Source organism: Bradyrhizobium sp. CCBAU 51745, assembly GCF_028128715.1.
GTDB lineage: Bacteria > Pseudomonadota > Alphaproteobacteria > Rhizobiales > Xanthobacteraceae > Bradyrhizobium > Bradyrhizobium manausense.
On record NZ_LBJP01000001.1, the window covers coordinates 369,788 to 395,786 of the forward strand.

23 protein-coding genes and 1 pseudogene are annotated in these 25,999 nt (G+C 61.0%); 2 read left to right on the forward strand and 22 right to left on the reverse strand.

Features of this window, described 5'->3' with window-relative positions; translation table 11 throughout:
• Nucleotides 1-56: 56 nt before the first annotated feature.
• Nucleotides 57-1,418 (reverse strand): ABC transporter substrate-binding protein, encoded by a 1,362-nt coding sequence (locus XH98_RS01810; protein WP_271617618.1) that lies wholly within the window; start codon nucleotides 1,416-1,418, stop codon nucleotides 57-59.
• Between the two features lie 234 nt (nucleotides 1,419-1,652).
• On the opposite strand from XH98_RS01810, the pseudogene XH98_RS01815 reads away from it, so the two are divergent.
• Nucleotides 1,653-1,730 (forward strand): annotated as a pseudogene (locus XH98_RS01815) (YciI family protein); the annotation flags it as partial.
• A 63-nt stretch (nucleotides 1,731-1,793) separates the two neighbouring features.
• Here XH98_RS01815 and XH98_RS01820 read toward each other — a convergent pair.
• The 5 genes from XH98_RS01820 to XH98_RS01840 are packed head-to-tail and all read right to left on the reverse strand — an operon-like array spanning nucleotide 1,794 to nucleotide 6,598.
• Entirely contained in the window at nucleotides 1,794-3,119 is a 1,326-nt protein-coding gene (locus XH98_RS01820) for an MFS transporter (RefSeq protein WP_271617619.1), read from the reverse strand.
• A 34-nt stretch (nucleotides 3,120-3,153) separates the two neighbouring features.
• On the reverse strand, nucleotides 3,154-4,032 hold the full coding sequence (locus XH98_RS01825; RefSeq protein WP_271617620.1) for an alpha/beta fold hydrolase: 879 nt from the start codon (nucleotides 4,030-4,032) through the stop codon (nucleotides 3,154-3,156).
• Nucleotides 4,033-4,035: 3 nt separating this feature from the next.
• Nucleotides 4,036-5,136 (reverse strand): flavin reductase, encoded by a 1,101-nt coding sequence (locus tag XH98_RS01830; protein WP_271617621.1) that lies wholly within the window; start codon nucleotides 5,134-5,136, stop codon nucleotides 4,036-4,038.
• Between the two features lie 35 nt (nucleotides 5,137-5,171).
• Nucleotides 5,172-6,197, reverse strand: coding sequence for an LLM class flavin-dependent oxidoreductase (locus XH98_RS01835; protein ID WP_271617622.1), 1,026 nt, complete (start codon nucleotides 6,195-6,197; stop codon nucleotides 5,172-5,174).
• Between the two features lie 38 nt (nucleotides 6,198-6,235).
• Nucleotides 6,236-6,598, reverse strand: coding sequence for a VOC family protein (locus XH98_RS01840; RefSeq protein WP_271617623.1), 363 nt, complete (start codon nucleotides 6,596-6,598; stop codon nucleotides 6,236-6,238).
• A gap of 337 nt (nucleotides 6,599-6,935) precedes the next feature.
• On the opposite strand from XH98_RS01840, the gene XH98_RS01845 reads away from it, so the two are divergent.
• Nucleotides 6,936-7,853 carry a hypothetical protein gene (locus tag XH98_RS01845; protein WP_271617624.1) on the forward strand — a complete coding sequence of 306 codons (918 nt, stop codon included), beginning with the start codon at nucleotides 6,936-6,938 and terminating at the stop codon, nucleotides 7,851-7,853.
• Between the two features lie 37 nt (nucleotides 7,854-7,890).
• Here XH98_RS01845 and XH98_RS01850 read toward each other — a convergent pair whose 3' ends face one another.
• The 16 genes from XH98_RS01850 to XH98_RS01925 all read right to left on the reverse strand — a co-directional run.
• Nucleotides 7,891-8,307 carry a tetratricopeptide repeat protein gene (locus XH98_RS01850; RefSeq protein WP_018458254.1) on the reverse strand — a complete coding sequence of 139 codons (417 nt, stop codon included), beginning with the start codon at nucleotides 8,305-8,307 and terminating at the stop codon, nucleotides 7,891-7,893.
• Between the two features lie 202 nt (nucleotides 8,308-8,509).
• Nucleotides 8,510-8,914, reverse strand: a complete 405-nt coding sequence (locus XH98_RS01855; RefSeq protein ID WP_271617625.1) for a hypothetical protein — start codon at nucleotides 8,912-8,914, stop codon at nucleotides 8,510-8,512.
• Nucleotides 8,915-8,926: 12 nt separating this feature from the next.
• Complete coding sequence (locus tag XH98_RS01860; RefSeq protein ID WP_271617626.1) at nucleotides 8,927-10,546, reverse strand: type II and III secretion system protein family protein; 1,620 nt, start codon at nucleotides 10,544-10,546, stop codon at nucleotides 8,927-8,929.
• Nucleotides 10,547-10,985: 439 nt separating this feature from the next.
• Nucleotides 10,986-11,405 carry a TadE/TadG family type IV pilus assembly protein gene (locus XH98_RS01865; RefSeq protein ID WP_057751190.1) on the reverse strand — a complete coding sequence of 140 codons (420 nt, stop codon included), beginning with the start codon at nucleotides 11,403-11,405 and terminating at the stop codon, nucleotides 10,986-10,988.
• Nucleotides 11,402-12,820, reverse strand: coding sequence for a pilus assembly protein TadG-related protein (locus XH98_RS01870; protein ID WP_271617628.1), 1,419 nt, complete (start codon nucleotides 12,818-12,820; stop codon nucleotides 11,402-11,404). Before XH98_RS01870 ends, XH98_RS01865 begins: the two co-directional genes overlap by 4 nt.
• An 8-nt stretch (nucleotides 12,821-12,828) precedes the next feature.
• Entirely contained in the window at nucleotides 12,829-13,260 is a 432-nt protein-coding gene (locus XH98_RS01875; RefSeq protein ID WP_057751418.1) for a hypothetical protein, read from the reverse strand.
• Nucleotides 13,261-13,316: 56 nt separating this feature from the next.
• The gene (locus tag XH98_RS01880) at nucleotides 13,317-13,919 is read right to left on the reverse strand and encodes a methyltransferase family protein (RefSeq protein WP_271617629.1); all 603 of its coding nucleotides are present in this window, start codon (nucleotides 13,917-13,919) and stop codon (nucleotides 13,317-13,319) included.
• Nucleotides 13,920-13,966: 47 nt separating this feature from the next.
• Complete coding sequence (locus XH98_RS01885; protein ID WP_271617630.1) at nucleotides 13,967-14,875, reverse strand: type II secretion system F family protein; 909 nt, start codon at nucleotides 14,873-14,875, stop codon at nucleotides 13,967-13,969.
• Nucleotides 14,872-15,804 carry a type II secretion system F family protein gene (locus XH98_RS01890; protein WP_271617631.1) on the reverse strand — a complete coding sequence of 311 codons (933 nt, stop codon included), beginning with the start codon at nucleotides 15,802-15,804 and terminating at the stop codon, nucleotides 14,872-14,874. Before XH98_RS01890 ends, XH98_RS01885 begins: the two co-directional genes overlap by 4 nt.
• A complete protein-coding gene (locus XH98_RS01895; protein WP_271617632.1) occupies nucleotides 15,801-17,246 on the reverse strand; it encodes a CpaF family protein in 1,446 nt (481 codons plus the stop codon). Before XH98_RS01895 ends, XH98_RS01890 begins: the two co-directional genes overlap by 4 nt.
• Nucleotides 17,243-18,448: an AAA family ATPase gene (locus XH98_RS01900; RefSeq protein WP_271617633.1), complete on the reverse strand. Its 1,206-nt coding sequence runs from the start codon at nucleotides 18,446-18,448 to the stop codon at nucleotides 17,243-17,245. The genes XH98_RS01895 and XH98_RS01900 overlap by 4 nt, the downstream gene beginning before the upstream one ends.
• A complete protein-coding gene (cpaB, locus tag XH98_RS01905) occupies nucleotides 18,448-19,413 on the reverse strand; it encodes a Flp pilus assembly protein CpaB (protein WP_271617634.1) in 966 nt (321 codons plus the stop codon). Before cpaB ends, XH98_RS01900 begins: the two co-directional genes overlap by 1 nt.
• 1 nt (nucleotide 19,414) lies before the next feature.
• Nucleotides 19,415-19,921 carry an A24 family peptidase gene (locus tag XH98_RS01910; protein WP_271617740.1) on the reverse strand — a complete coding sequence of 169 codons (507 nt, stop codon included), beginning with the start codon at nucleotides 19,919-19,921 and terminating at the stop codon, nucleotides 19,415-19,417.
• A 101-nt stretch (nucleotides 19,922-20,022) separates the two neighbouring features.
• Nucleotides 20,023-20,238 carry a hypothetical protein gene (locus XH98_RS01915; protein WP_057751213.1) on the reverse strand — a complete coding sequence of 72 codons (216 nt, stop codon included), beginning with the start codon at nucleotides 20,236-20,238 and terminating at the stop codon, nucleotides 20,023-20,025.
• 93 nt (nucleotides 20,239-20,331) lie between these two features.
• On the reverse strand, nucleotides 20,332-20,724 hold the full coding sequence (locus tag XH98_RS40835; protein ID WP_333931500.1) for a hypothetical protein: 393 nt from the start codon (nucleotides 20,722-20,724) through the stop codon (nucleotides 20,332-20,334).
• A gap of 340 nt (nucleotides 20,725-21,064) precedes the next feature.
• Nucleotides 21,065-25,999 (reverse strand): VCBS domain-containing protein (locus XH98_RS01925; RefSeq protein ID WP_271617635.1); only part of this gene is annotated, 4,935 nt, incomplete at its 5' end.

Consider the following 25,999-nt stretch of genomic DNA (forward strand, 5'->3'; position numbering starts at 1 on the left):
CCTTGTCGCCGGCGCGTCGCCGCGCCGGCTCTCGCTTACGTCAGGGAAAGCAGGTTTCAGGCCACTTTGAAGTCGTTCCAGCGCTTGTTCATATAAGCCGCCTCGTCCATCAGCGTGTTCCAGCACGAGATGTTCTTGACGCGGTCGAGGAACGAGCCGCCGTCACGCTTGGTGCCGGCCTTCTCCATCGCAACACCGTAGGGATCATTGACGACTTCAGGTGCGGGCTGGCCCTCGTACCAGAACGCCCATTCGGCCGGCGTGAGGAATTTCTTCGCGGTCGACGGCACCGGACTGTAATAGCCGTAGCGTGCGACGAAGCCGCCCTGCCAGCCGGACAGATACCAGTTGAGATATTCGTAGGCGGCGTCGAGCTTCTTGCCGGAAAGGTGCTTCATCAGGCCCATGCCGTTGCACCAGCCGCGGTAGCCTTCCTTGCCGTTCTTGACGTTCACGGGCGCGTAGACGCAGGGGATTTCCTTGACGCGCACCGCGGCGACTGCCGGCGACCACATCGACTGGATCACCACCTCGCCCGCGGCCATCAGCTGCACCGACTGGTCGAAGGTGGTCCAGGTCGCGCGGAACTGGCCCTGCTTCTTCAGCTCGATCAGCTTGTTGCAGGTGAAGTCGATCTCCTCCTTGGTCATGTTGCCCTTGTTGCCGTACTTGATCAGCCCGGCACTCTCGAAGCAGAGCGCGGCGTCCATGATGCCGATCGCGGGCACGTCGAGGATCGCGGCCTTGCCCTTGAATTTAGGATCGATCAGGTCCTTCCACTCGGTCACTTCGTGGCCGACGAGGTCGGGGCGATAGCCGATCGAGTCGGCGTTGTAGACCTGTGGCAGGAAGGTCGCCCATTCGGTGACGCCGTCGTTCAGGTCGGTCGCATCAGGCTTGGCGATATACATGGCCTCATAGGGCGAGATGCCCTGGCGGGGGATCTTGTGGCCGTCGATCTCGCCCTTGGTGAAGATCGGCAGGATGTTGTCGAATTCCTTGATCTTCTTGACCTCGATGCCCTGGATGACGCCACGCTTGGCGGCGAGCTTGGCCTGCCAGCCCTCGAGGTCGGCGATATCGACCGTATTAGGCTGGCTTATGAAGCGGTTGATGGCGGCCGAGGTGTCGAGGTTCTGCATCGTCACCTTGAAGCCGAGATCCTTGGCGGCCTGGTCGCCGATCGCCTTCACCACCGAGTAGGAGACGCCGACATGGCGCAGCTCGATGTCCTTGATCTCCTGCGCCCAGATGGTCGGGAATCCGCGGATCGCGTCCGACCCCGCGGCTGCGCCCGCAACTGCAGCCGCACCCTTCAACAGCGTGCGCCGGCTCAGCTTTTTCGCAGACTTGACGTTCGCCTCGGCCCCGGTTCCCGACGGATCGGAAGTGAACGTCCCCTTCGTCTCATCAGACATGGCAACCCTCGCTGGTTACGATGAACGCTTGCACCGATCGCCATTGATCGGCTGCGGATGTGATCCATACGCGCGAGGCTAGGGGCGGGAATTTGCGAAGTAAAATTGGAAGTAAAAATTCGCGGCATAAGCGCCACTAATGACTCAACTCTCTGCACGTCATCACGGCACGCGGCCCACGAAGGCAGCAGCGGTCGCGGGTCGTCGATCACTCGCTCGCTTGCCAATTACCGCGCCGATCCGTTCGCCGCGGCGGGCATCTGGGAGAAGGTCACGATCACGGGATTTCTGCGGCGACAGGGCCGAACGTGACGCGTCCTCGAGCTGGGCTACGCGATCGCCTCCTCGGCGCCTCACGCCTGAACGCGGATTCGCTTAAGCCGTCTCACACGCGAGCGACGAAACCGGATCGCCTGGCCGCAATTGCCAGTACACGACAAGGAGACAGAGCCCGCCGATCGCTGCCAGCGCGCCGCCGACGATCGAGAGAGCCGAGCCGAGAGTGCCCTGGAAGAATTGCGCGGCGACAACGGCGACCAGCGTCGGCGCGATCGCCGTTCCGGTAATGCCGACCCAGGCGAAATGGACCGCCGTGATCTTGCCGATCGCAGCTCCAGGCGACAGATGCACGATCGTCGATGTGCCGATGGTGAACAGGCTCGCGGCCAGAAGATTGAAGACAGCGAGCAGCATCCAGACCGCAACGATGGACCCCGCGACCGGAACAAGGACTGCCGGTAGGAAGATCAGCGCCGAGATCCCCACACCCAGGGCCGGGATCGCCGGCAATCCGAACCGGCGATAGACGGCATCGACGAGAAAGCCGGCGATGAACTGGCTGGCTGTGCTGAGAAACAGGACGATGAGACCATAGGTCAGTCCGATCTCGCCGGCCGGAATCTTCCACACGCGCCCGAGAAAGGCCGGTATCCAGGACGAGTACGCCACCGACAACATGATCGTTGCGGCATTCGCCAGAAACAGCGGGACGAAGACGAGCCAGCGATCGCGAACGGCTTCGAAGGCGTCCCTGAGAGCGATAGGTTGACCCGTTCCGACGGACCGCCTCGCCGGCTCCTTGAACGTGTAGACGAGCAAGGCCACCGGTAGCGCAATCGCGCCGCACGTGATCAGCACGAGCTGCCATGAGCGAACGGTGATCCCCAGCAAGGGTAGAACGTAGCTCCCGCTCTCCCCCACGAAGTGAAGAATTGCGCCGCCGCCCAATAGCGCCAGTCCGCCGCCGATGCTCGCGCCCATGGCCCAGATCGCGACAGCCCGCCCGCGAAACCGGGGATGGAAGGCGTCTCTGACCAGCGACATGCTCGAAGGTCCGCAGGTGGCTTCACCTGCTCCAACGCCGCAGCGGCCAAGAAAGAGGCCTGCATAGGTGGTGACGGAGCCGCAGAGCATCGTCGAGATGCCCCACACGGTCATGCCCATGGCCAGGACCCGCCGACGCGGGAACCGATCGACCAGCATGCCGACGAACCATCCGCCGACCGCGTAGGTGATGATGAAGGCCGCTCCGATCAGTAAGCTCATCAGCGTGTCTGAAATCTGCAGGTCGCGCTTGATCGGCTGCACCAAGAGCGGCAGTGCTGCGCGATCGATGAACGCAACAGCATTCACGAGACACAGGACGCCAACCAACCACCAATCACCGAGTTGAGGCCGCTCGACTTCTTGTTCGGTTTCCATGCGTTTCCTTCTCCCTGACGTCATTGCGCCCGTTTCACTTCGCTTGAGCGGCCATCTCGCGAACGACCGCGTTGAATTTCGAGGGAGCTTCAAGCTTGAGAATGTGGCCGCAACCCTCGAATGGATACGATGTCGCCCGAGGTGCGGCGGCGAGGAGCCGTTCGGCGTGATCCTGCTGCGGCGCGACCTGATCGCGCGTGCCGGAGAGGATGGCGATCGGGCAGCGCACCTCGGAGATGATGTCGGGCGTGTAAACGGTGAACGTTGACCGGATCGCCTGTCGCCAACCCTCGGTCGTCATTGCGTCGCGCAGGCGCTCGACGTGCTGCCGGACCAGTGCCGGTGTGTCCGGTGTCAGCAGCCTGTCCGCGATGGCCGCACGCGACACCGGGATGCTGACGTCCGCCGTGCGAAGCCAGGCGTTGAGCTCGGCGGTACGCGTATCACCGACGAGATGACCTCTGGCGGTGTTGGGTGCCGATAGAACAAGGCTAGCCACCAGCGCGGGATATTGTCTGGCGAAAGCCGTCGCCACAACGCTTCCCCAGGAGCTGCCGACCAGCGCCGCCAGCCGTCGCACGCCGAGCGCACGCAGCAAACCTTCCACTGCGCTCGCGTAGTCGTCGATCTTTGCGTCCCGTCCCGGGATTGGTGAGCTTCCACCGAAGCCAGGGGCGTTCCAGGCGATCACGTGGAAATCTCGCGACAGCCCGGCGAACTGGGCGCGGTATCCTGCCGAACTGGAGCCCAACCCGTGAAGCATCAGGACCGCAGGATTGTTCGGGTCTCCGGCGGCGCGATATTCGATCTGGCCCTGCTGCCCGGAATAGATCGATGACACAACATCGATCCGGGCAAGGGCCGGCAAATCCTGTACGAGGAACTCGGCATCGGCCGGAGACAAATAAGCCATCGCTCAAGCCCCAACGGCGAGATCGAGCCGTCTGGCGGGCTCGGCAGAACGGTCAGCTTCGTAGCCAAGCCGGTGCGACAGGCCCTTCGCCGTGTCGCGCAAGGCGCGGGCGAATGCGCCGTCGAGGTCGGCGCGGAATCGGCCCGCCTCACCCACCGCGGTCAGCGCCAGCATCGCGCGGCCATCCGCATCGAGCACGGGCGCGCTGAGGGCGTTGATGACGGTCTCGCTGCGATAGAAGGTCTCCAGCCCCTGCCTGGCGAGTCCCTGGCGGCGCACCTCCGCGAGGCGTTCGTGCCAATCGCCCTCCGAAGTCGCCAGGTCCTGACCCGGCAAGGCCGTCTCAGCAATTGCTTCAGGAGGAAGGTACGCAGCGAAGGCGAGACCAGTCGCCGTCGATGTCACCGGGAGGATCAACCCCACGGGAAGCGCTTCGCTCACCGGAGCGGATGCCGGCTCCCAATGGATGATGGTCGGACCGTGGGCGCCCCAGACGGCGAGCGCCATCGTCTCGTCGAACCGCCTGACCAGACGCTCGATCGCACGCATGCCGAGCCGCATCGCCGAGAGCTGGACCTGCTTGCAATCGGACGACAACGTGCTGTCGGCCAGATCATGCGGATCCGCCAGCAGATACCGGCCATTGCCGAAGACGAGCGGCTTCCGCTCGGCTTGGTCGATCGCGACGACCTCACCGACATAGATCGTGTGGTCGCCGCCCGGCACCCGGGACACGACCCGACATTGCAGCCGGGCGCTGCAATCGCGAAGCAGCGGCACGCCGCCGGCGCCGAGATCGACCTCGATGCCGGCGAACTTCGCATGCGAGGATTTCGCAAACCGCTTCGACAGCTCGATCTGGTCCTCAGCCAGGATATTCACGGCAAAGCGCTCGGCCTCAAAGAAGGCCGGATGACTGCCGCTCTTCACGGCCTGGCTCCAGAGCACCAGCGGCGGATCGAGCGACACCGAGCTGAACGAATTGGCCGTCACGCCATGGAATTGGCCGGCACCATCGACCGTCGTGACAACAGTCACGCCCGTGACGAAGCTTGCGAGCACGCGCCTGAGGTCGCGGCTGTCGAACAAAGGAGCATCGGGCATTTCCACCTCCTCAGCGTTCATCCGTTCTTTTGCGTTTACGCGGCAACTGCTTCGGCCGATTCCACCGCCGGCATGACATGCTCGGCGAAGCGGCGGATCGAGGCCGCGGCCTCGGCGTGCGGCATGGTCCCGAACATGAAGCTTCCGATCACATAGTTCAGACCGCCCGACGCGACCTGGTCGGACAGAATTTGCGTCACCGTCCGGGCCGAGCCGGCAATCGCATGGCCGGATTCGAGGAGTTGGTCGAACGCGGGCGGCAGCTTCGCATTCACGGGCTGCGTGCCGTGCTTGCGCCAGAGCTTGATGAAATTCTCGTAGAATGTCGGCCAGGCCTTCCGACCGAGCTCATGGGCCTCGCGGTCGGTCTCGCCGACGATGATGTAGCGATTGACGCCGATGAGCGGCGAGCTGTCTTGCAAGCCGGCCGTGGCCATTTCCTCGCGATAGCGATCCGAAATCGCACGCACGCGCGAGACCTGCCCGCCGCAGACCACGTTCACGCCGTTGCGCGCCGGCCAGACCACGGAATCGGGCGAGCCAACCGCGTACCACATCGGCGGACGCGGCCGCTGCAGCGGCTTCATTTCCACCGTATAATCATTCAGGCTCCAGAACTCGCCCGTCGTCGTGACGGAATCCTGCGTAAAGCAGCGCTGGATCGTTTCAAAGGCCTCCGCATACATCTTCGCCGCCTTCGCGGAGTCGATCCCGATTGCGTCGAGCTCGTGCGGTGAGGCGCCGCGCCCGATTCCGAACTCGAACCGGCCACAGCTCAGATGATCGAGCATGCAGATCTCTTCGTAGAGGCGCGCCGGGTTGTAGGTCGGCAGCAGATAGACGAGTGGACATAGCCTCAGCCTCTCGGTGCGCTGCGACAGCGCGGCCATCCACACGCTGGGCGACGGCGTCGTGCTCAGGGGCGTGCCGTGATGCTCGCTCATGTGGAAGCAATGGAAGCCGAGACGATCGTAGAGCTCGGCGAGCTGAAGCCGGTTCTCGTACTGCTCCGCCAGCGGAAGGCCGGAACGGTCATTCTGGTCGAAGACGCCGAATTTCATGATTGATCTCCTCGTTGGATTGATGTGCGCAGGCCGAGTCAGGCCGAGGGGCCGGGCCGAACGTGAAGCTGAAACAGATTGCCTTCGGGGTCGGCGAAGGTTGCGACGCTGCCGTGCGCGCCCATGTCGCGGCTTGCCAGATGCCGGCCGCCGAGCCGCTCGATCCTTGCTGTAACGGACGCAAGGTCGGCCGCGTCGAACACGATCACGCTGCCGCACGCGTCCTTCGCCGCCTCAGCTGCCGAACTCAGTGCAAACGCAAGCGGCCCGGCCTTGAACTGGCACCATCTGTCGTGATCGCGAAACGACAGCGGCAGCTCCAGCGCCTCGGCGTAGAAGGCCTGCATGCGATCCATGTCATTGACGACCGTGTAGACGCTGCTGATGGCACCAAGGGGCATCTCTTTTTTCCTCCCTCTCCATGTATTCAATATTGTTGAATACATACCTTATTGTTGTATCATGCTCCTCGTCTTCATTTGTGTCAATCTCGATTCCCTGAACGGGTCGAAGGAAGCAGATGCTGGAGAAGAAGCCCCGCCGAGGCATTCGGTCGGTCGAAATTGCGTTTCGGATTCTGAGCGTTATGCAGGCGAGCCAGCAGGCCATGGCCTCGAAGGAACATCGCGCCGCTGGCGGGCCTGACGACGAGCGCGGCACATCTGATCGAGCGGGAGTGGGGCGCGGTGTTCGGCGGCAAGACCGAAAGCCGTGACTAACCGACCCGGCTTCTAGTGGGTGCCCTATCTCTTGAAGCTGCCCTTAGAGCAGTTCACGCGGCGGCTTGGAGCTTTTTCCGTTCCGATTGATCGGATCCTCGGCTACCCTATTCTAGCCGCGTCGGCGGAACTGCTGAAGTTGATGGATGGCTGCATGAGAGCGGAGATGGGCAGGCTCGATGAGCAGATGGATCCCGTCCACCCTGCCGGTCGCCTGACGACGGCAGATCGCGTCCCTGAGAACCTAGGGCTTGAGCAAGTCGACGCGGCGTCGTTGGTTGACGCGGCCCGAGAGGAAGCCGCCTCGTCGCCCGCGCATTTTGGGTCGGGCCAGGCGGCGACCGGCGTAACGGGCTCTACCAATTGGATCGACCGAGCAGGTCGCATCTGGCGACGCCATCTCCAGCGCGATCAACTCCCCCGGACGACCGGAGGGTCGATGGGAAACTTGGAGCGGTGGTTGATCGCACTGCTGAGCGTCGGCTTGGTCGTGAGTTGCGTCTGCGTAATCATTGTCTTCATGCAGGTCAACGCGCGCAAATTGGAGATCGCAACACTGCAACGTGATATCATCGCGCTCAAGCTACGCGTAGCCAGGCTAGATCAGATCGCAAGCGCCAATGAGATACGCGAAAAGGCAAGCAGTGGAACACCCAAGCCGCCGTTGGAGACCCAACCTGGCCAGGGGCCGCTCATCCTGTCACGTGAAGAGATTCAGTTTGTCCGGGACTATATCAAGCCTGCACCTGCTGCCGGCCCCGCGACTGAGACGATAAAGGTCGGCGATCCCGTCGTGGGAGAAACCGTCCCCTTTCCCTCTGCGATCACGGAGAAGGTGCGGAAACTGCTCGGCGCACGATTTACCGTTCGCAATGGCGTTGTTGTCATCGTCCGCAGCGGCAGCCGTCAAGCTGACGCTGTGATTGGGCCAAATTGACGAGAACTGGCCGCGATCGCAGGAGCCGATCGCCCCCTTAAGGCTGATTGTTTGGCGGCCTTTCGATGAAGCGCCGGCTGCCGTTGAGAAGTTCGAGGTTATTGGCGATGACCGGGTTGCCTGGATCGAGCGAATAAGCCTTCTCAAATTTTCGACGTGCCGCATTCAGATTGCCGCGCAGCATGTACGAATATCCCTGGTCATTCAGGATCTGAACCGTCTCGCCTCCCAGCCGGATCGCCTGGGCATAGGCCTGGTCGGCAAGGTCGAAACGACGCAGCTTGTCGTAGCTCGCCGCGAGCCCAATCCAGGCAGTGACGTCCTTGGGTGATTTCTCGACGGCATCCTTGAAATAGCGCTGCGAGAGTCCGTAACTGCCGCGATTGTAATGCTCCAGGCCCAGCCGCACAGGCTCGTCCGACGGGTAGTACTTGACGTCGGTCGGCTCCTGCACGGGGTCCCCGCCCGGCGGGTCGATGGGAGCCACGATGGCGGCTTCCCTCGTTGTGTAGTCGCAACCCGCAAGTCCTGGCGCCAACCAGCAACAGGTCAGCAATACAATGGCACGTCGCATAACCCTCGTCTCCCGCTCGGTTCAGCGCATTCACTGCACCAAGCGCAAATGCCCGTCGCTCAACTCACTTGCAAAAACACCGCTACCTGGTCCCTGCCGCTGGCCCGCCGACCGGCACCGAGATTCCCGACGATGCTCCCGCTCCCAATCCAGTTACATTGACATTCTGGGTGACAGGAGGGCGCTGGCCCATCTGTTTCGTCGGATCACCGTTATCAGGAAGCTGATCGATCGGCTGTTGCGAATTGCCGTAACGCGTTACGGCGGCACCCACGCGACGCGCGTCGTATGCGATCCGGCGATCGCCGACATATCGCGGCCAGGGATGGATGGTATGAGTGACGGCGTTCACCTCCTTGGCGTTGCCGGCACTCATCGTGATGGTGTCGGAACGCTGGAAGTAGCGGTCCACCTCGTCATGGCCGGCCACGCCGTAACATCCCCCGAGCAGGAGCGGTGCGAACAAAGCCAGATACCTGATGGTCATCTCGCGCGTCCTCTAGTTGAGGGTTTTGACGACCGGCTGGTCGGCAGCAGCGGCTGGAGCCACGACGGGCGCCCTGATTTCGGGAGCGATGATATGGCCGTAGGGTCCCTTCACCTCGCCACCGGAATTGACGTAGTCATCGTAGCGCTTGCGAACTTCCATCTGGCCGTTGAGGAAGAAATCGACGTCGTTGGCCGGCAGGCGCGAGTCGAGTGGCGAGGCCAATTGCTGACCGGGCGCCGCCGGCGCCACCAGGCGCGGCGTCACGATGATCACCAGATCCGTTTCTTCCTGCTGGTACGATTTGCTGCTGAACAGGGTTCCAAGTACGGGCACCGAGCCGATCCATGGCAATTGCGACACGTCCTGCCGGTTGCGCGTCTGGAGCAGGCCGGCAATTGCAAAGCTCTGGCCATCGCGCAATTCGACCGTGGTGCGGGCGTCGCGTCGGGTGAGGGCCGGAACGGTGGTGCCCTGAATGGTAATCGCATTGGTGAAATCAAGCTCGCTGACCGACGGCTCAACCCGAAGGTTGATCACGCCCCGCGAGAGGACCGTCGGAACAAAGGCCAGCTCGACACCGAATTTCTTGTAGTCGATGGTGATGGTCGGAAAGCCGTTCGTCGTCTGGGTCGGTATCGGCACCGGAAATTCACCGCCAGCCAAGAAACGGGCGGCATCGCCCGAAAGCGTGGTCAAATTGGGCTCTGCTAAGCGACGAGCCAACCCCTTCGTTTCCAGCGCCGATATCAACAAGTCCACCGAGCCGCCATTGCTCGTTCGGACGATGCTGGTCAACAAACTTCCGAACGGTGCCGGAGCGACACCGCCCGCGGTGCCAATAAGCGTATTCAATGTTCCGAGTATTGGAAGGCTGCCCGTTGGGGGAGCACCGACGTCGCCATTGATGCCCCCGATAGGTTGCCGCCCGGCAGTCACCACGCCGCCACGGCCGGTATTTGCGACATTGGTTCCATTGGCATTGGCCACAAAAAGGTTCACGCCGAGGTCGCGGCCAGCCTGCCTAAAGACCTCGAGAAAGCGCACCTCCAGCATCACCTGCTGCGGGGCCGCGACGCTCATTGCGTTGACGACGGTGCCTCCCTTCGCAACCGTGCTGGTGGCGATCGCCATGGCCCGCTCGGCCGTAACCGCGTCGGCCGCCGTTCCGCTGAGGACCACTTGCCCCTCGGAGGCCGACACGCGGATACCGTGCCCGCCGGTACTGGAGCGAATATTCTGCTGCAGATTGCCCGTATCGATCACGACCTCGACGTCGAGAATGCCGATCTGCTTCATCGAGGAGTCGAGCAGGATGACATTGGTGGTGCCGGTCTGCTTGCCCTGGACGTAGATCAGGTGATCGCTGAGCGACTTCACGTCGACGATGTCAGGCGAGCCGGCCACGATGGTCGCGAAGGCCGTATCGACCTTGAACGTACGCGACTTGTTGACGACGACCTTGACCCGCTGGACGTCATTCATTTCGCTGACGAACACCCCGCCCGAGGTATTCCGCCGGTCAGCCGCAGTTGCGCGATCACCGGAATTCAACACCGCCAGCGCAGCAGCCAGGACGCTCAAGGCGAGGAGCCCTGCTCCCGTCCAACTCGAAACGCGACCGCCATCCATTCCGGTTTCCCCCCGCCGCCTTCTGCAGCTGCCCCGTAAATCTACGTCCTCGGCAGCCTCACAACTCCACCTCGCGCCCATCGTAGAGTTTACGGTCTCTCCCACTACAAATCCGTTACCGTTATTTCCCGGCGCACATCAGTTGAGACGGAACCTTACCTCCCGCTCCGCGCGGGACACCCCCAGCTGAGCTGCGAACGATGCGGTAGATCATCGTCCTTCATACCAACTGCGCGCAAGGAAAGACGTTTGCCGCAGTGCCGCAAGACCCGAAAAACCTTACGGATGTTGCCCCCGCGCACCACTTTTCCGTCGGTCAGGAGGTATTGCACGCAGGCGTGGAAGATCGGGTTCCGCTGCCGGCCCTTGCCCGCTGCTGCGTGGGCCACCAGACCTGATCCTGATGATCTTTGTCGGCACCGCATGCAGGCCGGCGCCGCTAAAACGGAATGCTCGTGGAGGCGCTCGGCGCGTTCAATCCCGTGCCCCAGATCGGCATCAGCATCTTAAAGTTTGCTTGGGAAGCTGTAACCGTCAAATTGTTGCTGCTGGACCCAGCGGTCATCGTCGGCGTGAGACCACCGAAATACAGGAAAGGCGCAACATTTTGCCTCTGTGGGTCAGGCAGGTAGGTATTGATATCGATACAGCCGGAGGGCGCCGTGTTGTTGGTTACGTTAGGTGTGTAGCACTTGATCATCGTTGCCCGGGCGCCGGCGCTCGCGAGCGTCCGCAAGGATTGCATGGTGATCGCATAGCGTCCGAGGTCGAAGATGGCGAATATCAATGTGAAAAACGCTATGAAGACGAGGACAAATTCGAACGCCGCGGCACCGCGATTGTCGAGCTTTCTCATCATCGCACCAAAGCGACAACTTGGGTGTAAGCGATAGGACCACACCCTTGCGTACTCAGGAAGCCGCCGCCGCTCATGGTGAGTGTTTTGGCGATCACCTCTGAACACGTCGTGTTCGAACTTTGAGTCCCTCCGTTCCAGGTCACGTCGACATTTCGGAAATACGCCGCTCCCCCAAGTGCGACCGTACCACCACCGTTGATCGTGACAGCATTCTTGGACTTCGTCGGCGCCTGATCATCGATCAAAACGCCGTTCAGATCTGACGAAAAACTGTTGGTGACGGGAGCAGAGAGAGCGACCGTGCCACCGCTGATGGAAAGGCTCGAATCCCCCAACAACACCAGGGTTACGCCCAGACCTGTGCCAGCAGGCGGCCACTTTGTGCAGGCGTTGCAGGTGACTGTTCCGCCATTGATCTTTATTGTCGCATTGTAAAAGACGTACGTGCCGGGAGCGAAATCCAGCCAGTCCCCGGTCGTCACGCTCAGGCTTCCGTACGCCCCCGTGGCAGGGGGAGCATTCGGGGACGCCGTAAAACAAGTCTTGGTGCCGGCGGGCGGCGCTGGCGAGGTGGGACACGATGTTAGCTTTGTTTCTGGATTGGAGCTGCCAGTCCTGCTGTTGAACGATTCGCTGTCCAGCTTGCTAAGCGGATTGGTTGCGTTCGGCATGAAATAGTTGTGCGTCACGCCAGGATTGCTACAGGTCCCTGAAGGGGTGCAGCCACTTACACCATAAATGGCCCATCCCGAACCCGTGAAAGTTGGCGTGCTGGCAAACTGAACGGTGGTGTCCGACATCATCCCGCAGCCAGTTCCGTTGTTGCTGAGGTTACCACCGAGCTTGAGCGCGCCCGTGTCAGGCCCGAGTGCCAACGCACACAGCTTCGTCGGGTTCTGGACCAGAGCAATGGCTTGGGCGGGGATGGTGACGGTTTTAAAACCCAGCACTGCCGCCAGGTAGGCCGGCTGTTGCTGCCTGACTATGGCGCGAACAGCATTACCGGTGCCTGCAGGGGGCGTTGTGAACGTGCCCGCATTGGAGTCGCCGACATAATCGCCGATATCGATCTGCACGACCCGCGAGATTCCGCTCGGAAGACTCGTCGCACACCGGCTGTCGGGATAGGCCGTGTTGTCCGCTGGACTTGAGTTGCAAAACGCATTCTGTGCCGCGAATTCCTTGCCGCGATAATCCACCGATTGTGGATCGCAGTTCGTCGCACCAGCTATCGTGCATGCAAGCCGCAAGGCGCCCGAATAGGCTGCCGCATCGGCCGCGTTCTGCGCGTTCTTCTGGGTGACGTACCACGATCCGGCCTCGGCCCCGAGCGAGACCACGCCGATGAGCGGCACGAGCGCGATGACTGTTGCAAATGCGACCGAGCCTCGTCGTGAGTGGAGCAGATCACGCATGGAAGCACCTATTGGAAGCGCTCTGAGTAAAGCAGCGTGTATGTACAACTCGTGGGACACAGCACCGGTCGCCAGACAATCGGGGACAAGGTGACCGTTGTCGTGAATGAAAAATATTTCGGGGTAGCAATATTGCTCGACGAGCAGGCAACACGTGCGTCTCCGCATATCACCTGGATGTTGCTGATCGGATAGCCGGCGACTGTTGTCTGTAGCCCCGAGCAACAGATCACCGTCCCGTCAGGTCCGAGCGGATTATGGTACTGCAAGTATTGCCCGAAGCCGCGCAGCGCCGCCCAGGCGGAGCTAAACTGCAAGCCCGCGATGGCCACCTCGGCGAGCGACATCAGCAGGAACGCCACCAGGACAGGATAGACGATCAATGTCTCAAGCGCGACGGCACCGCGCTGATCCGCCATGAAAGACTTCTTGTGGCTCATGAGCCCCACCTCGACCGATACTCACGGTTCTGGGTCGTCGACCGGATCAATAGCACTCACCAAACATGCGGGATCAATCTCCAGCGCGAGGTCTCGTAACTGGAATATTCAGGACAGTTGCGCCGGAGCAGGTCCTCTTCGTAATAAATCCGGCAAACCTGGACGCCAATATGCAAGACGAGCAACGCTGCTGTCAGCGGCGTCGGATTTCTAAGCACCACACCCAAAACCGCGACTTCTTCCGCGAGGTAGAGCGGATGCTTGATCCATCGATAGGGGCCCGTTTGCACGACGTTGCGCGCCTGCGGCACCAAACTGAACGATCTGCCAAGATGTCTGATGGTGACCAGCATCATGATCATGCCGATCAGCACGCAAGCGGTGGATGCCAGGTTTGGCAACGCTTCGTCGGTTTTGCCGAAGAAGGCGATCGTCCATGGCATATAGGTGCCGACGAACGCCGCTATTTTTGGGAGAAGACCGTCCGCCTGCGCCTTTGCCGGCGGCCGCGTGATGGTCAACAGCGCCAGCAGGACGTAGAAGGTCGCAAGGCACACACTCGACAAGAGCGAGGGCCAGGGATCATGGGGCGACGAGCCAATCTTGATGGCGACGCCAAGTGCCAGCAACATGAACCACATGCCGCCGAACAGCTGCATCGTCCGATCGTAAGAGGAGGTTTTCGACAGGACAACGGTGCTCATGGCTATTTACCGAAGCTGGCAAATGAACGTACGAGATGCAGAATGGGACTTCCTCCCAAGATGACGAACATGGCCGGAAGCAGGAACAGGACCATGGGAATGGTCAGCTTGGCGCCCAGCTTGTGTGCTCTTTCTTCGAGCTTGGTAATACGTTCGCGCCGGAGGTCGACGGCGATGCTCCGCAGAGCCTGGCCCACCGGTGTTCCGTATTGCAGGCTTTGAGCGATCATGGTGCCGAACCGACGAAGCCCGTCTGACGTGGATCCCAATTTCTCGAAGGCGTCGCTGCGGTTTGGCAGTATCCTGAGATCATCAAGAAGACCGTGCAACACCCGGGCTATCGAGGGATTGGTCTCGTTCATTTCTTGCGCGACACGTGCCAGCCCGCTCTCCAGGCCCATTCCCGCTTCGCTGCACACAACCAGCAAATCGATCATATCCGGCGTGCCCAGCCGAACAGCAGCATCAAACCGCCGCTTCAGCACCCCCAGTATCAATCGCGGCGCTACAATCCCGATCGCCAGGCCCATGAGTGTGAAGACCAACACATCCGTCGGTGCCTTTCCCGAGAGCTGAGCGGCCCCCCAGGCGATAATCGGGCATAGGAACATGCTGACGGCTTTGATACCGATCCAGGTCGGCAAGGTTCGATGATGATTGAAACCTGACGATTGAAGGATGGCTCGCAGTTGATCCAGATTTTCCTCGGCGTAGAAGCGGCGCCACCGCATGCCGAGCGATGAAACCCAACTGGTCATGTCCTTGAAAGTTGCCGCCTCGCCGGCAATTCCCAGCACGGCGCTTGACACACGCGCGTCCAATTCGCGCAGGTGTATTTCGCGGATGATCAACAGGCTCGTCGCAGTCCCAGCTGCTATTGCGAGGGCCACCAGACCGAGACCAAACGTCATAGTGTTGTTTCCCTTCTGACCATCCAACTGATCACCACGGCTCCGACAAGCACCGAGGCGACCGCGTAAGCCAGTAGCTTGTTTCCGACGGGATCGGTGAACAACAGATCAACCGTTTGCGGATTGGCCGCGTATAGGACTCCGCCGCCGATCAAGGGCGAGACCGTCAGTGCGCGTGAGGAAAAGATCACCTCTCCCGCCAACGCCTTGGCTCGAGCAGCCAGCGCAACACGCTGTCTCACAGTCTCTCCCAGGTTCTGTAAGGTTTCGGCCAGGCTGCCGCCGGACTTCAATTGAACTGCAAGTGTCACTGCAAACATCGCATACTCTTGTACTTGTGTTCGTCGATAGACAGCTTGGACCGCCTCCTCCGGAGGTCTCCCCAGACTCACTTCGCTGCATACGATGGCAAACTGCCCAGCCGTTGGTTCCGGCATGTCGCGCGCGAGGGCGCGAAATGCTTCGTTCACAGGCAGGCCCGTTCGAACTGTACTTGTCACCAACTGGATGGCATCCGGCAGCTGCCGAAACAGTCGAAGGGCGAAGCGACGTTGCTGCCATCCGAACAGGCCTCGCATCACGATGATGGCTACGATTGCGGCGACGATGGACGCGTAAACAATGGGATATCCCAGCTGGCTATTCGCATAAAAGATTGCCGCTGCTGCGAGGGCGCCCGCAAGCACCACATAGGCCGGATGCCAGGCGTAAGGTATCTCGGGCCTGTAATTGGCGAGGCGATAGAGAAGCAGAGACCGGGACCCGGTCTCCGAACGGCGAATGGATGGCAAGCTAGCTGGATGTGAATCCGGCAGGGAAACCGCAAGCTGGCGATCGAAGCGTCTTTCCCGAGCGTCGAGCCACAACGAAATCGCTGCTGCGCACATCGCAAGCGCCAGAACGGCGACGATCACGGACTCCGGCATCATATTTGCCTCATCGCCTCGGCCCAGACGCCATCCAGCCCGTAATAGACAAGACGACTCTTGAATTTCGGGGTAGCAAGGTTGGACCTATAGGTGCCGGATAATCGCCCATGCACATCCTCCTCCTGGTACTCGAAGGCTGCGATGTCATTGGTGGTGATCACCTCGCCCTCCAGGCCGATGACCTCGCTGATCTGAACGATACGGCGCTGTCCGTCCCGCATCCGTTCGACCTGCACAATGAGATCCAGTGCAGCGACGATCTGAGCTCGAATGGCGCGCGACGGTAGATTGACCTGTCCCATCTGGACCATGTTTTCGATGCGGGTCAGGGCATCCCGGGTACTATTCGCGTGGACCGTGGAGATCGAACCGTCATGGCCGGTGTTCATCGCCTGCAGCATGTCGAAAGCTTCCGCACTGCGGACCTCGCCAACGACGATCCGGTCGGGCCGCATGCGCAGGGCATTCACCAGCAGATCCCGTTGCGTCACCTGCCCTGTGCCTTCCAGACTGGGAGGCCGGGTCTCCAGGCTAATCACGTGCGGCTGCTGAAGCTGCAACTCTGCCGCATCTTCGATCGTGACAATGCGTTCGTTGTGATCGATGAATTGACTCATCGCGTTCAAGAGCGTCGTCTTGCCGGATCCCGTACCGCCGGAAACCAGAACATTGAGCCGGGACCGGGCGGCGATCTCCAGCAGTTGTCCGATGGCCGCGGTCATTGAGCCATTCTCAATCAATCCGGCGATATCCAGGCGGCGACTTGGAAATTTCCGGATGGAGATGCACGGACTATGGATCGCAAGCGGCGGCAGGATGATGTTGACGCGGCTGCCATCCAGCAGGCGACAATCCACCATCGGACTGGATTCGTCGACGCGCCGGCCGACCTGCGCGGCAATTTTCTGAGCGACGGAGGTGATGTGATCATTGTCGCGGAATCGCACCGCAATTCGTTCCAGCCTGCCGTTTCGCTCCACGTAAACGTTACTCGGACCGTTCACCATGATATCGCTGATCGATTGATCCAGCAGCAGCGGACGAAGCGGCCCGTAGCCCGTCATGTCGTCGGCAATCTCGTCCGCAAGCTGAAGCTGCTCGCGCCCCGACAGCTCGAGCCGTTCCTGGTTGGCGATTTGATGGATGATCTCTTCGATCTGCCGCCGAAGAACCTCGCGCGAAACGGTTGCGGCCACCGATGGCTCGATCTGCTCAATGACCCGTTCACGCAACGAAGCCGGTATCACCGGATGGTGGATCGGGGGTTCGTCGCGCTTGGGCGCGGATGCGAACACGTTTGAGGCGGGTGGAGGCGCGCTCGGCCCGGATGCGGCAACGTTGGGCATCGACAGAGGCGAGCCTGTCGCAGGACCAGGCAGCTCAGTCCCCAAGGCAGCTACGAAAATGGGCGCGTCGTCATCACGCCTGCCGAACTTTTTCATCGCAGATGTGCTTTGAGCACCCTCCTCCACCATCCACTCCGCTCGGCACCGACACCGCTGATCTCCCGCACAATCGGCGCCAGGTGACGTCGCAACTTCCTGACGTGCTTCAGAGCCGGAATTCCGAGATTGACTGCCTGGGTCATCCCCTTACCCAGATCCGGAACGATCATGTCGGGTTCTGCGCCCAATGCCTTGACGACCGCCGCCCTCGGAAGGCCGCCAGGACGATCGGCCCGGTTGAGCAAGGTAAAAACCCGGTCTTTGCCGGCGATGTTGATCACGGCGGCGCGCAGCGCGTGGGCATTGCGAAGTCCGGTCACCTCCGCTTCGAGCAGCACCATCACGTGACGGGACAGCGTAATCACCGGGTAGATCGATGGCGGGAACGGGACCGGTACGTCGACAACGATGTAGTTGAACCGTTGGCGGAGGAGACCCAGCACGTGTCGTACGCCAGCTTCCGTGATTTCGAGCTGCGCATCGAGGTCCTCGTCGGCCGAGACCAGGCAAACGCGTTCGTTGACCTCGATTGCGGCGCGCTCGAGGAAGAGTGTGTCCGCCCGTGCCGGATTTTCCAGTGCTATGCGCAACCCCGGCCCGGGACGAACCCCCAACATCACTGCGGCTTCTCCACCCTGCAGATGAAGGTCAAGCAGCGCCACTTTGGCCTTGGTGGTCTCGGCCAGCTGCAGTGCCAGATTGATCGCGATGCTCGTGGCACCGGCGCCGCCCTGTGCGCCGCAGATCGATACCACGTGCCCACCACGATCGATCTGGTTGGCCGCCATGTCGCCGAGTAGCTTCGGGCGGAGCTGGTCCAGCACCAGATCGCGCGTGAGCGGCCGTGGCAGGTACTCGGTCAAGCCGAGCTCCAAAAGCTCACGGTAGAAGGTGATCTCCCTGTTTTCGCCGATCAGAGCAACGCGGACATCGGGTGGACAGACCCCGGCCAGCCTTTCCAGTTCGGTGAAGGGATCATCGATGCCGCTGATGTCCGTCACCAGCGCGAACAGGTCAGTATCGGTTTCAAGCATCCGTATCGCATGGCGGATGGTACCGCGCCTGATCGAAAGGTTGGCGCCTTCGAGCCCCTTGCGCAAAGCCGCGGCGCTGATCTCGTCGTTTACGAAGCAGACGACGCGGTTACGCGTGACGATCGATATCGATTCTTCGGGTGGAGTGGCTATGGCAATGTTCATCAACGTTTCTCCGGCAACTTGCTAACGTCACCCATAGCGGTTGCAGTCTGGCGCACGACTCCCGACGACCCATCGCAGCTGACGAGAGCATCTTCGTCTTGCTTCCTGACCGTGTATTGCTTGACCTCCCCGCCCGAATGAACGACGATCGCCGTTCTCTGCGCTGCAATTGCATTCTGTCGAGCAAGTTCCGGCGACACATCGCAGCTGGACATCGCGCCCGTGTCCGACTTGTCCCACTGATCGATTGCCGCGCGCACGGCCAGCGACAGCGTTCCGAGCTGCTTTGCGACAGTGATCTTTTTGACCTGCTCCTGTGCAAGCTCCAGTGACACGGTTTGCGATTGCTTGCCTGCCATCCCGCTAGAAGGCCGCCCGCCCTCCGCGATCTCCTGGTCAATCGCGATGACCCGAACATTGCGCAGAACGGTTTCGCTCAGCGCGCGCCGCGCGGGATCGGCCTTCTCGAAGACCTGGGTCAGCACGACATCGACATGATCTCCCGGCCTGATCAAGCCCGAGACACCCGCCTCTTCGTCAACCTTGATGCTGATGGCGCGGCTGTCCGGTGCCAGGACACTGGCAAGGAATCCCCGATCTCGCGGACGCAGAATGTCTTGCAACGTGACAGGGCTGCCCGCTTCGACGAACCTGCGGATGAGAGAGCCGGGAAGTCCGGTCTTGGATTCGGGCGTCTCTAGGATAGCCCCCTGTGGAACGTGCTCCGGCGACACCGATCGCACGGTGAAATCTTCTTCGCGGGCCAATGTGCCCTTCGGCAAGGGATGTGCCGCGACAAAGTATCCAATGGTTGACGGCGCCGCCGGCGGTGGAGCCGTCTCTATGGCCTGTACCGGGCCCGGCGGCGGCGCCTTCGGGAGGTTCATGTTATAGGCAATCAGCCCGAACGCAGTGGTTGCGAGCAGAAGCACCATGATGATCGACAGACGCAACGCGGATGACATCTCATAATCCTTTGCTCAATACCGTCCAAATGCCGCCGCAGGCTATGGCAACCCCATAAGGCAGCGGCGCGTGCCGCAAATTGCGCCAGCGCTCGATCGCGTAAACGCGACGCGCGAGCGACGATCCGGCAGGCGCCAGCTTGGGATATGGCAGGAGGCGCATCAGCAGATGCACCAGTGCAAGTATGCCGCCGGCCAGCGCCGTGATGGTCAGCAGGTCAATCACGCCGGTCAGCGGGAGACCAACCGCAAGCGCAACCAGCAGCTTGACGTCGCCGCCGCCCATCCATCCCCGCATGTAGACGACCAACAGCAACAGAAACAGGATCGCAGCTGATACCAGTGATTGGGCAAGTAGCGCGGGGCTGCTCAATTGCGCGGCGATCCCGAGCAGCGCCAAGGCCAGACACAATTCGTTCCGGATCAACCGCGTGGCGAGGTCGATCGTCGCTACATATAGCAACAATAGGATTTCCAGAAGCGAGGTTGCGGGAGCAATCCAATTCATGAAATGCACGCCTCAAAAAAAGGTCGATCGCGCACGAAGAAATGGGTGAGCTAGCGAGAGGGGGCAACTTGGATTGTCCCCTCAAGCATCAGATGGCCGTATCAACCAGCAATGGCCGTATTGAAAGCAGTGACGATGGCGGTGATCCCGGTCGTCAGCGCTGCCCCAATCTGGCCACCAGCCCCACCACCGAACACAGCACCTACTGCGCCGACGATACAAACGGCGACGATAATGTACTCGAACGACACCACGCCGCCCTCGTCGGCACGCAGGTGCTTCAAAGCTTCCCTGGTTACAACGTAATATCTCAACATGTGAGAACGCCTCCTTGTAAGCACCCTCCGTCGCCAGACAAAGCCTTGCCGACGGTGGGCGCGCTCATTTTTTTCGCTGGAACGATGGCCGTGTCAGCCGGCGATCGCTGTGTTGAAAGCAGTGACGATGGCGGTGATCCCGGTCGTCAGTGCTTTCCCGATCTGGCCGCCAGCGCCACCGCCGAACACGGCACCCACTGCGCCAACGATGCAAACCGCGACGATGATGTACTCGAATGACACCACGCCGTCCTGGTCCGTCCGCAGACGCTTCAAAGCTTCCTTGGTCTCGATGAAATGATGCAACATAGGAAGAATCCCTTGTTTCAAGATGGATTTGCAGAACCTCGGCAACTTCAGCGGCTGCGGATTTATGTCCAGCCCCGCCAGCGATAAACTATCCATTAAATATTTATTAGCGTCAACATTTAATGTATTAATGCCCGATTTGAATAATCCATCACAAAACGAGCCCGGCGCGAGCATCCAAGAATCGACAAAAACGTTGCAATACAAACACGATAGCTAACCCAGCAACCGCATCCTGAGCAGAGCACTGGCTGGAGACGGCAGGAATCACCGGATTATTACGGATGAGGATCGCAATAATAATATTAATTGATGCTGCGCCGCGGCCGGCGTGCATCGAGCAAATTTTACGACGTGCTAAAAATTGCAACTGGAGCGGGAATCACTCAAGCCCGACGAGATGCCGGCTACTCAGAACCGGCGGGATGCATCAGGGCAGTCAGCAAGGCGTTAGGATCTCCATGCGAACCAGGTACCGACCTTGCAGTCGGCACCTTTAGCCATTCCTCGCAACGCGTCAGACCAGATCCCCGTGGTAGCTGATCAGCGTTCCCATGTTCTTGTCTGCCTCGGTCTGGAAGCTCGCGGGATCGTACTGGCCCAACAAGCTGATATTGGCAGTATGAACTCCGTCAGTCACCGAAAGGATTCCGCCAGTGCCGGCCTGATTTGCGACATACCTTGTGGTCGTACCGTCCCCGAATGAGACGTCGAGCAGATCCAGGTGGTCACCTTCGTTGAACCCGGACACGACACCGCTGAAGTCGAAGGAGTCATGGAGCACGATTGTCCCGGTGGCCGCGGCATCAAACGCAACATGTGCAGATGAAGCCGCTCCGAACTCGATCGTAGCCACGCCATCCATCAGTGCGGTGCCGCTGCCGCTTACGATGCCATTGAGAGTGATGTTGGCTCCATGCGCCCACAGCAGCCCCGAATTGTCCACGTGACTGTCGATGACCAGACCGCCGCTGCCGCTGGCCGCAATCGTTCCGGAATTGACGATGATGTTGCTACCGGTGTCAATCTCGAGCGCGTTGGTGCCCGTGGCGTTGATTGTACCTTGGTTGACAAGGCTCAATGTCCCCTCGCCAAGCTGTCCGGCTCCCGAAATGGTGTTATCGATGTTGGTCAGCGTGACGTCGGAAACAGCTCCACTGATAGTATTCTCGCTATTGTCGGACAACAGCACCTGACCGCCACCTTCCAGCAAAATGCCGTGCCCGACAAGTTGGAGGTCGGTCTCCGCGCCGGTCGAGTTCAACGAGATCGTGCCCGTATTATGGATGTTACCGGACAACGGCAGCATTGCGCCGTTGCCGATCGTCATCGTGGCGACGTTGTCGACTATGGGCTTAAAGTCGAACACGAAGTCGTCCGCTGCGAGCGAGGCGGCATCGACGCCATCCAAAGTGATCGTTTGACCCTCGGCCAGCGCAATGACCGCATCACCGTCATCGTCGGTAGACAGATGCGTCTGGACATCTGCGAAGGTCTTGAAGCTGGCGTGGCCGATCAGGTCGATCTGATCATGCGCAATGTCGAAATTATAGATGACGTCGTGGCCGATCGGCCGTGAGAATACAAGCAGATCGCTGCCATCTGACGCTGTGAGATAGTCATTGCCGGAAATGGCGATGATGGGGGAGCCCGTTGCAAAAGCTTCAACATTGTCGGCGAATGTCTCGATGACAGCCGAGCCGTCCGGCTGCATCCAAGTCACGGTCACGTCAAGGTGCAAAGCGCCGGCGAAACTGACTGGCGATGTCACCATGAGCGAGCTGACGTCGGTCGTCTCGATCGTCCACTTGCCATCGGGGAGCAGCGTCCCACCATTGAGTGTCCAGCCGTCGGGCATGCTGGCCACAGTGACCGTCGCGAGTTGCCGCTCGTCGGCCGGCGAGTCGGTCAGACCCAGATTGATGGGCTGCCCCGATATGCCCGCAGGAGCAAGCGCCGTTCCAAACGCGAAGTCCGCCGCGCTGAAGGTACCGGTTATGCTGGCCAGAGTGGTCAGATTGTCCAAATCTGCAACGAGTATCGCGCCGCCCGCCACGCTCGGATTGGGATCGTAGTAGACTTGCGCGTGGCCCACTGTCGAATTGTGGAATACGAACAGGGCCCCAGTCGTGATATTCGAGTAACCGTTGATCGTTGATTGAACTGTTGCTGTCGTCACGGATGCGTCTGTTTTAATGCCGACTTCCGTGTTGGCGAGATTTATCGCAGCGTTGTTGCCCGTTCTGACGTTTTCGACATTTGTATCGACATCACCAATGACGAATCGCCCGGCGGTTACCGTGAATTCCAGCTTGTCGCCTGAGGTGCTGAAGTCGGTTATGTGGTCACCGGCGTCGGTGACAGCGAGATAGGCGAATGTATCGTTCCCGCCACCGCCTGTCAGCGCATCTGCGCCACCACCACCCACGATCCTGTCCGCGCCAGTGCCTGCGCCACCGTTGATCGTGTCGTTGCTTGAACCGCCCTTGAGGATATCATCACCGCCGTTTCCCGAACTGCCCATGATGACAAACGATCCGGACGTGACTGCGCTGGCATCTACGACCAAGTCGCCGTTACCGGTGATGCCAGATCCGTCGATCGCGAGCGTTCCTCCGTTTTGGAATGTCGAAAGGAATGTCAAAGCATCAGTGTGATTTCCGCTGTTGCTGTCACTCAGACTTATTGTTTCGAAATTTGTCAGGCCAATGCTTCCTGTACCATCTCCGAAGGTGAATGGCCCCAACCCACCACCACTGACGACGAGAGTGTCCGTCCCGCTTCCCCCTGTCAGCATGTCGCCGTTGTTTAGCGTTAGGGGAGATTGCGTGCCGGTCACGGTATTGGTGCCCGATACAAAGAAGACCCTATCGGTGCCGGTCGTGAGAGCGAAGGGGCTGGGGCTCGTGACCGAAATTGTCACCGTATCGACATCGGTCAATGCACCACCCGCTCCGGTGTGGCCATTGTCGCTTGTTGTCACGGTCAGAGTGCTCGTTCCGGCAAAGTTCGATGCCGGAACGTAGTTGACCGTCGAGGCCAGCGTAGAATTGATGGCACTGACTGCTCCGGTCAGCGTCACCGTCGACGTTCCGCTGCCGCCGATCCCTGCGGTACCTCCTGAAACGGTCAAGGTGCCGTTGGTTACGGACAACGTGATCGTTTCGCTGGCGCCGTCCGAGTCGGCATCGAAGATGCTAAGTCCAGTGATCGCCTTTGTCGTGTTGACGTTTGTCGTCTGTGCTCCCGGAACCGTATTCACCGGCGCGTCGTTCACGGGGATGACCGCGACTGTCGAGCTCACGATATTGCTGGCGTGGCTGACCGTCTGGCCGTCGTCAACCTGGTAGCTGATGGTGCGGGTCGCGCCCGACGGATTGTCACCCGAGTTCGAGTAAGTCACGGAGCGCAGAGCCGCCTGGTAGTTCGCCACACTCGACGAACCCGTGAGGGTTAGCACCCCGATGCTGGCGTTATAGCTGCCGGTGATGCCGCTCTGATTCGTAAAACCGAGCACATCCTGGCCTGAGGCGAAGTTACCTGTAATCGACACCGTCGCGCCGGTCAGATTCGTGCTGTCAACATCCGACACGATCAGAGCCGCATCGATAGCGGTCGCCGCCTGACCCTCGGTATAGGACAGTGAACCGCCGTTGGCATTCAGCACCGGTGCATCATTGCTGCCAGTGATGGTCACCGTGACGATGCCGCTCGCGGTGCCGTCCTGGCTTGTGACGGTGAACTGGTCCTGCACCTGCTGGCCGGCGGTGAGCTCATTGTGGGCGCCATTGCCGCTGTAGCTCCAGGCGCCGTTGGCATCGATGGTGAAGTCGCCATAGGTGCCGTGGACGTTGCTCTGGGCCACGACATGGGCTTGGCCGGTGTCGGGGTCGGTGATGCTGAGCTGGCCGGAGGTGTTGAGTGCCGCCGCCGTGTCGCCCTCAGTGACCGCCTTCGAGTCCGAGCTCACGGTCGCGGCATCGTTGCTACCGGTGATCGTCACCGTCACGGTGCCGGTCGCGGTGCCATCCTGGCTGGTGACGGTGAACTGGTCCTGCACCTGCTGGCCGGCGGTGAGCTCATTGTGGGCGCCGTTGCCGGTGTAGCTCCAGGCCCCGTTGGCATCGATCGTGAAGTCGCCATAGGCGCCATGGACGTTGCTCTGCGCCACGACGTGGGCTTCGCCGGTGTCGGGATCCACAATCGTCAGCTGGCCGGAGGCGTTCAGCGCGGAGGCAGCGTCGCCTTCCGTGACGGACTTCGAGTCCGACGAGACCGTAGCCGCATCATTGGTCCCGGTGATGGTCACCGTCACGGTGCCGCTCGCAGTGCCATCCTGGCTGCTGACCGTGAACTGGTCCTGCACCTGCTGGCCGGCGGTGAGCTCGTTGTGGGCGCTGTTGCCGGTGTAGCTCCAAGCCCCGTTGGCATCGATCGTGAAGTCGCCATAGGTGCCGTGGACGTTGGTCTGGGCCACGACATGGGCTTGGCCGGTGTCGGGGTCGGTGATGCTGAGCTGACCGGAGGTGTTGAGCGCCGCCGCGGTGTCGCCCTCGGTGACTGCCTTCGAATCCGAGCTGACGGTTGCGGCGTCGTTGGTCCCGGTGATGGTCACCGTCACGGTGCCGGTCGCGGTGCCATCCTGGCTGGTGACGGTGAACTGGTCCTGCACCTGCTGGCCGGCGGTGAGCTCATTGTGAGCACCGTTGCCGGTGTAGCTCCAGGCGCCGTTGGCATCGATGGTGAAGTCGCCAAAGGTGCCGTGGACGTTGCTCTGCGCCACGACATGGGCCTCGCCCGTATCCGGGTCGGTGATGGTGAGCTGACCGGAGGTGTTCAGCGCCGCCGCGGTGTCGCCCTCGCTGACGGACTTCGCCTCGGAAGAGACCGTGGCCGCATCGTTGCTGCCGGTGATCGTGACCGTGACGATGCCAGTGGCCGTGCCGTCCTGGCTGGCGACCGTGAACTGGTCCTGCACCTCCTGGCCGGCGGTGAGCTCGTTGTGAGCCCCGTTGCCGGTGTAGCTCCAGGCGCCGTTGGCATCGATGGTGAAGTCGCCATAGGTGCCGTGGACGTTGCTCTGGGTGACGACATGGGCTTCGCCCGTGTCGGGATCCACAATCGTCAGCTGGCCGCTCGTGTTGAGCGCGGAGGCGGCATTCCCCTCGGTGACGGACTTCGCCTCGGAAGAGACCGTGGCCGCATCGTTGCTGCCGGTGATGGTGACCGTGACGATGCCGGTGGCCGTGCCATCCTGGCTAGTGACCGTGAACTGGTCCTGCACCTGCTGGCCGGCGGTGAGCTCATTGTGAGCCCCGTTGCCGCTATAACTCCAGGCCCCGTTGGCATCGATGGTGAAGTCGCCATAGGTGCCGTGGACGTTGCTCTGCGTCACAACATGGGCTTCGCCCGTATCCGGGTCGGTGATGGTGAGCTGACCGCTGGTGTTGAG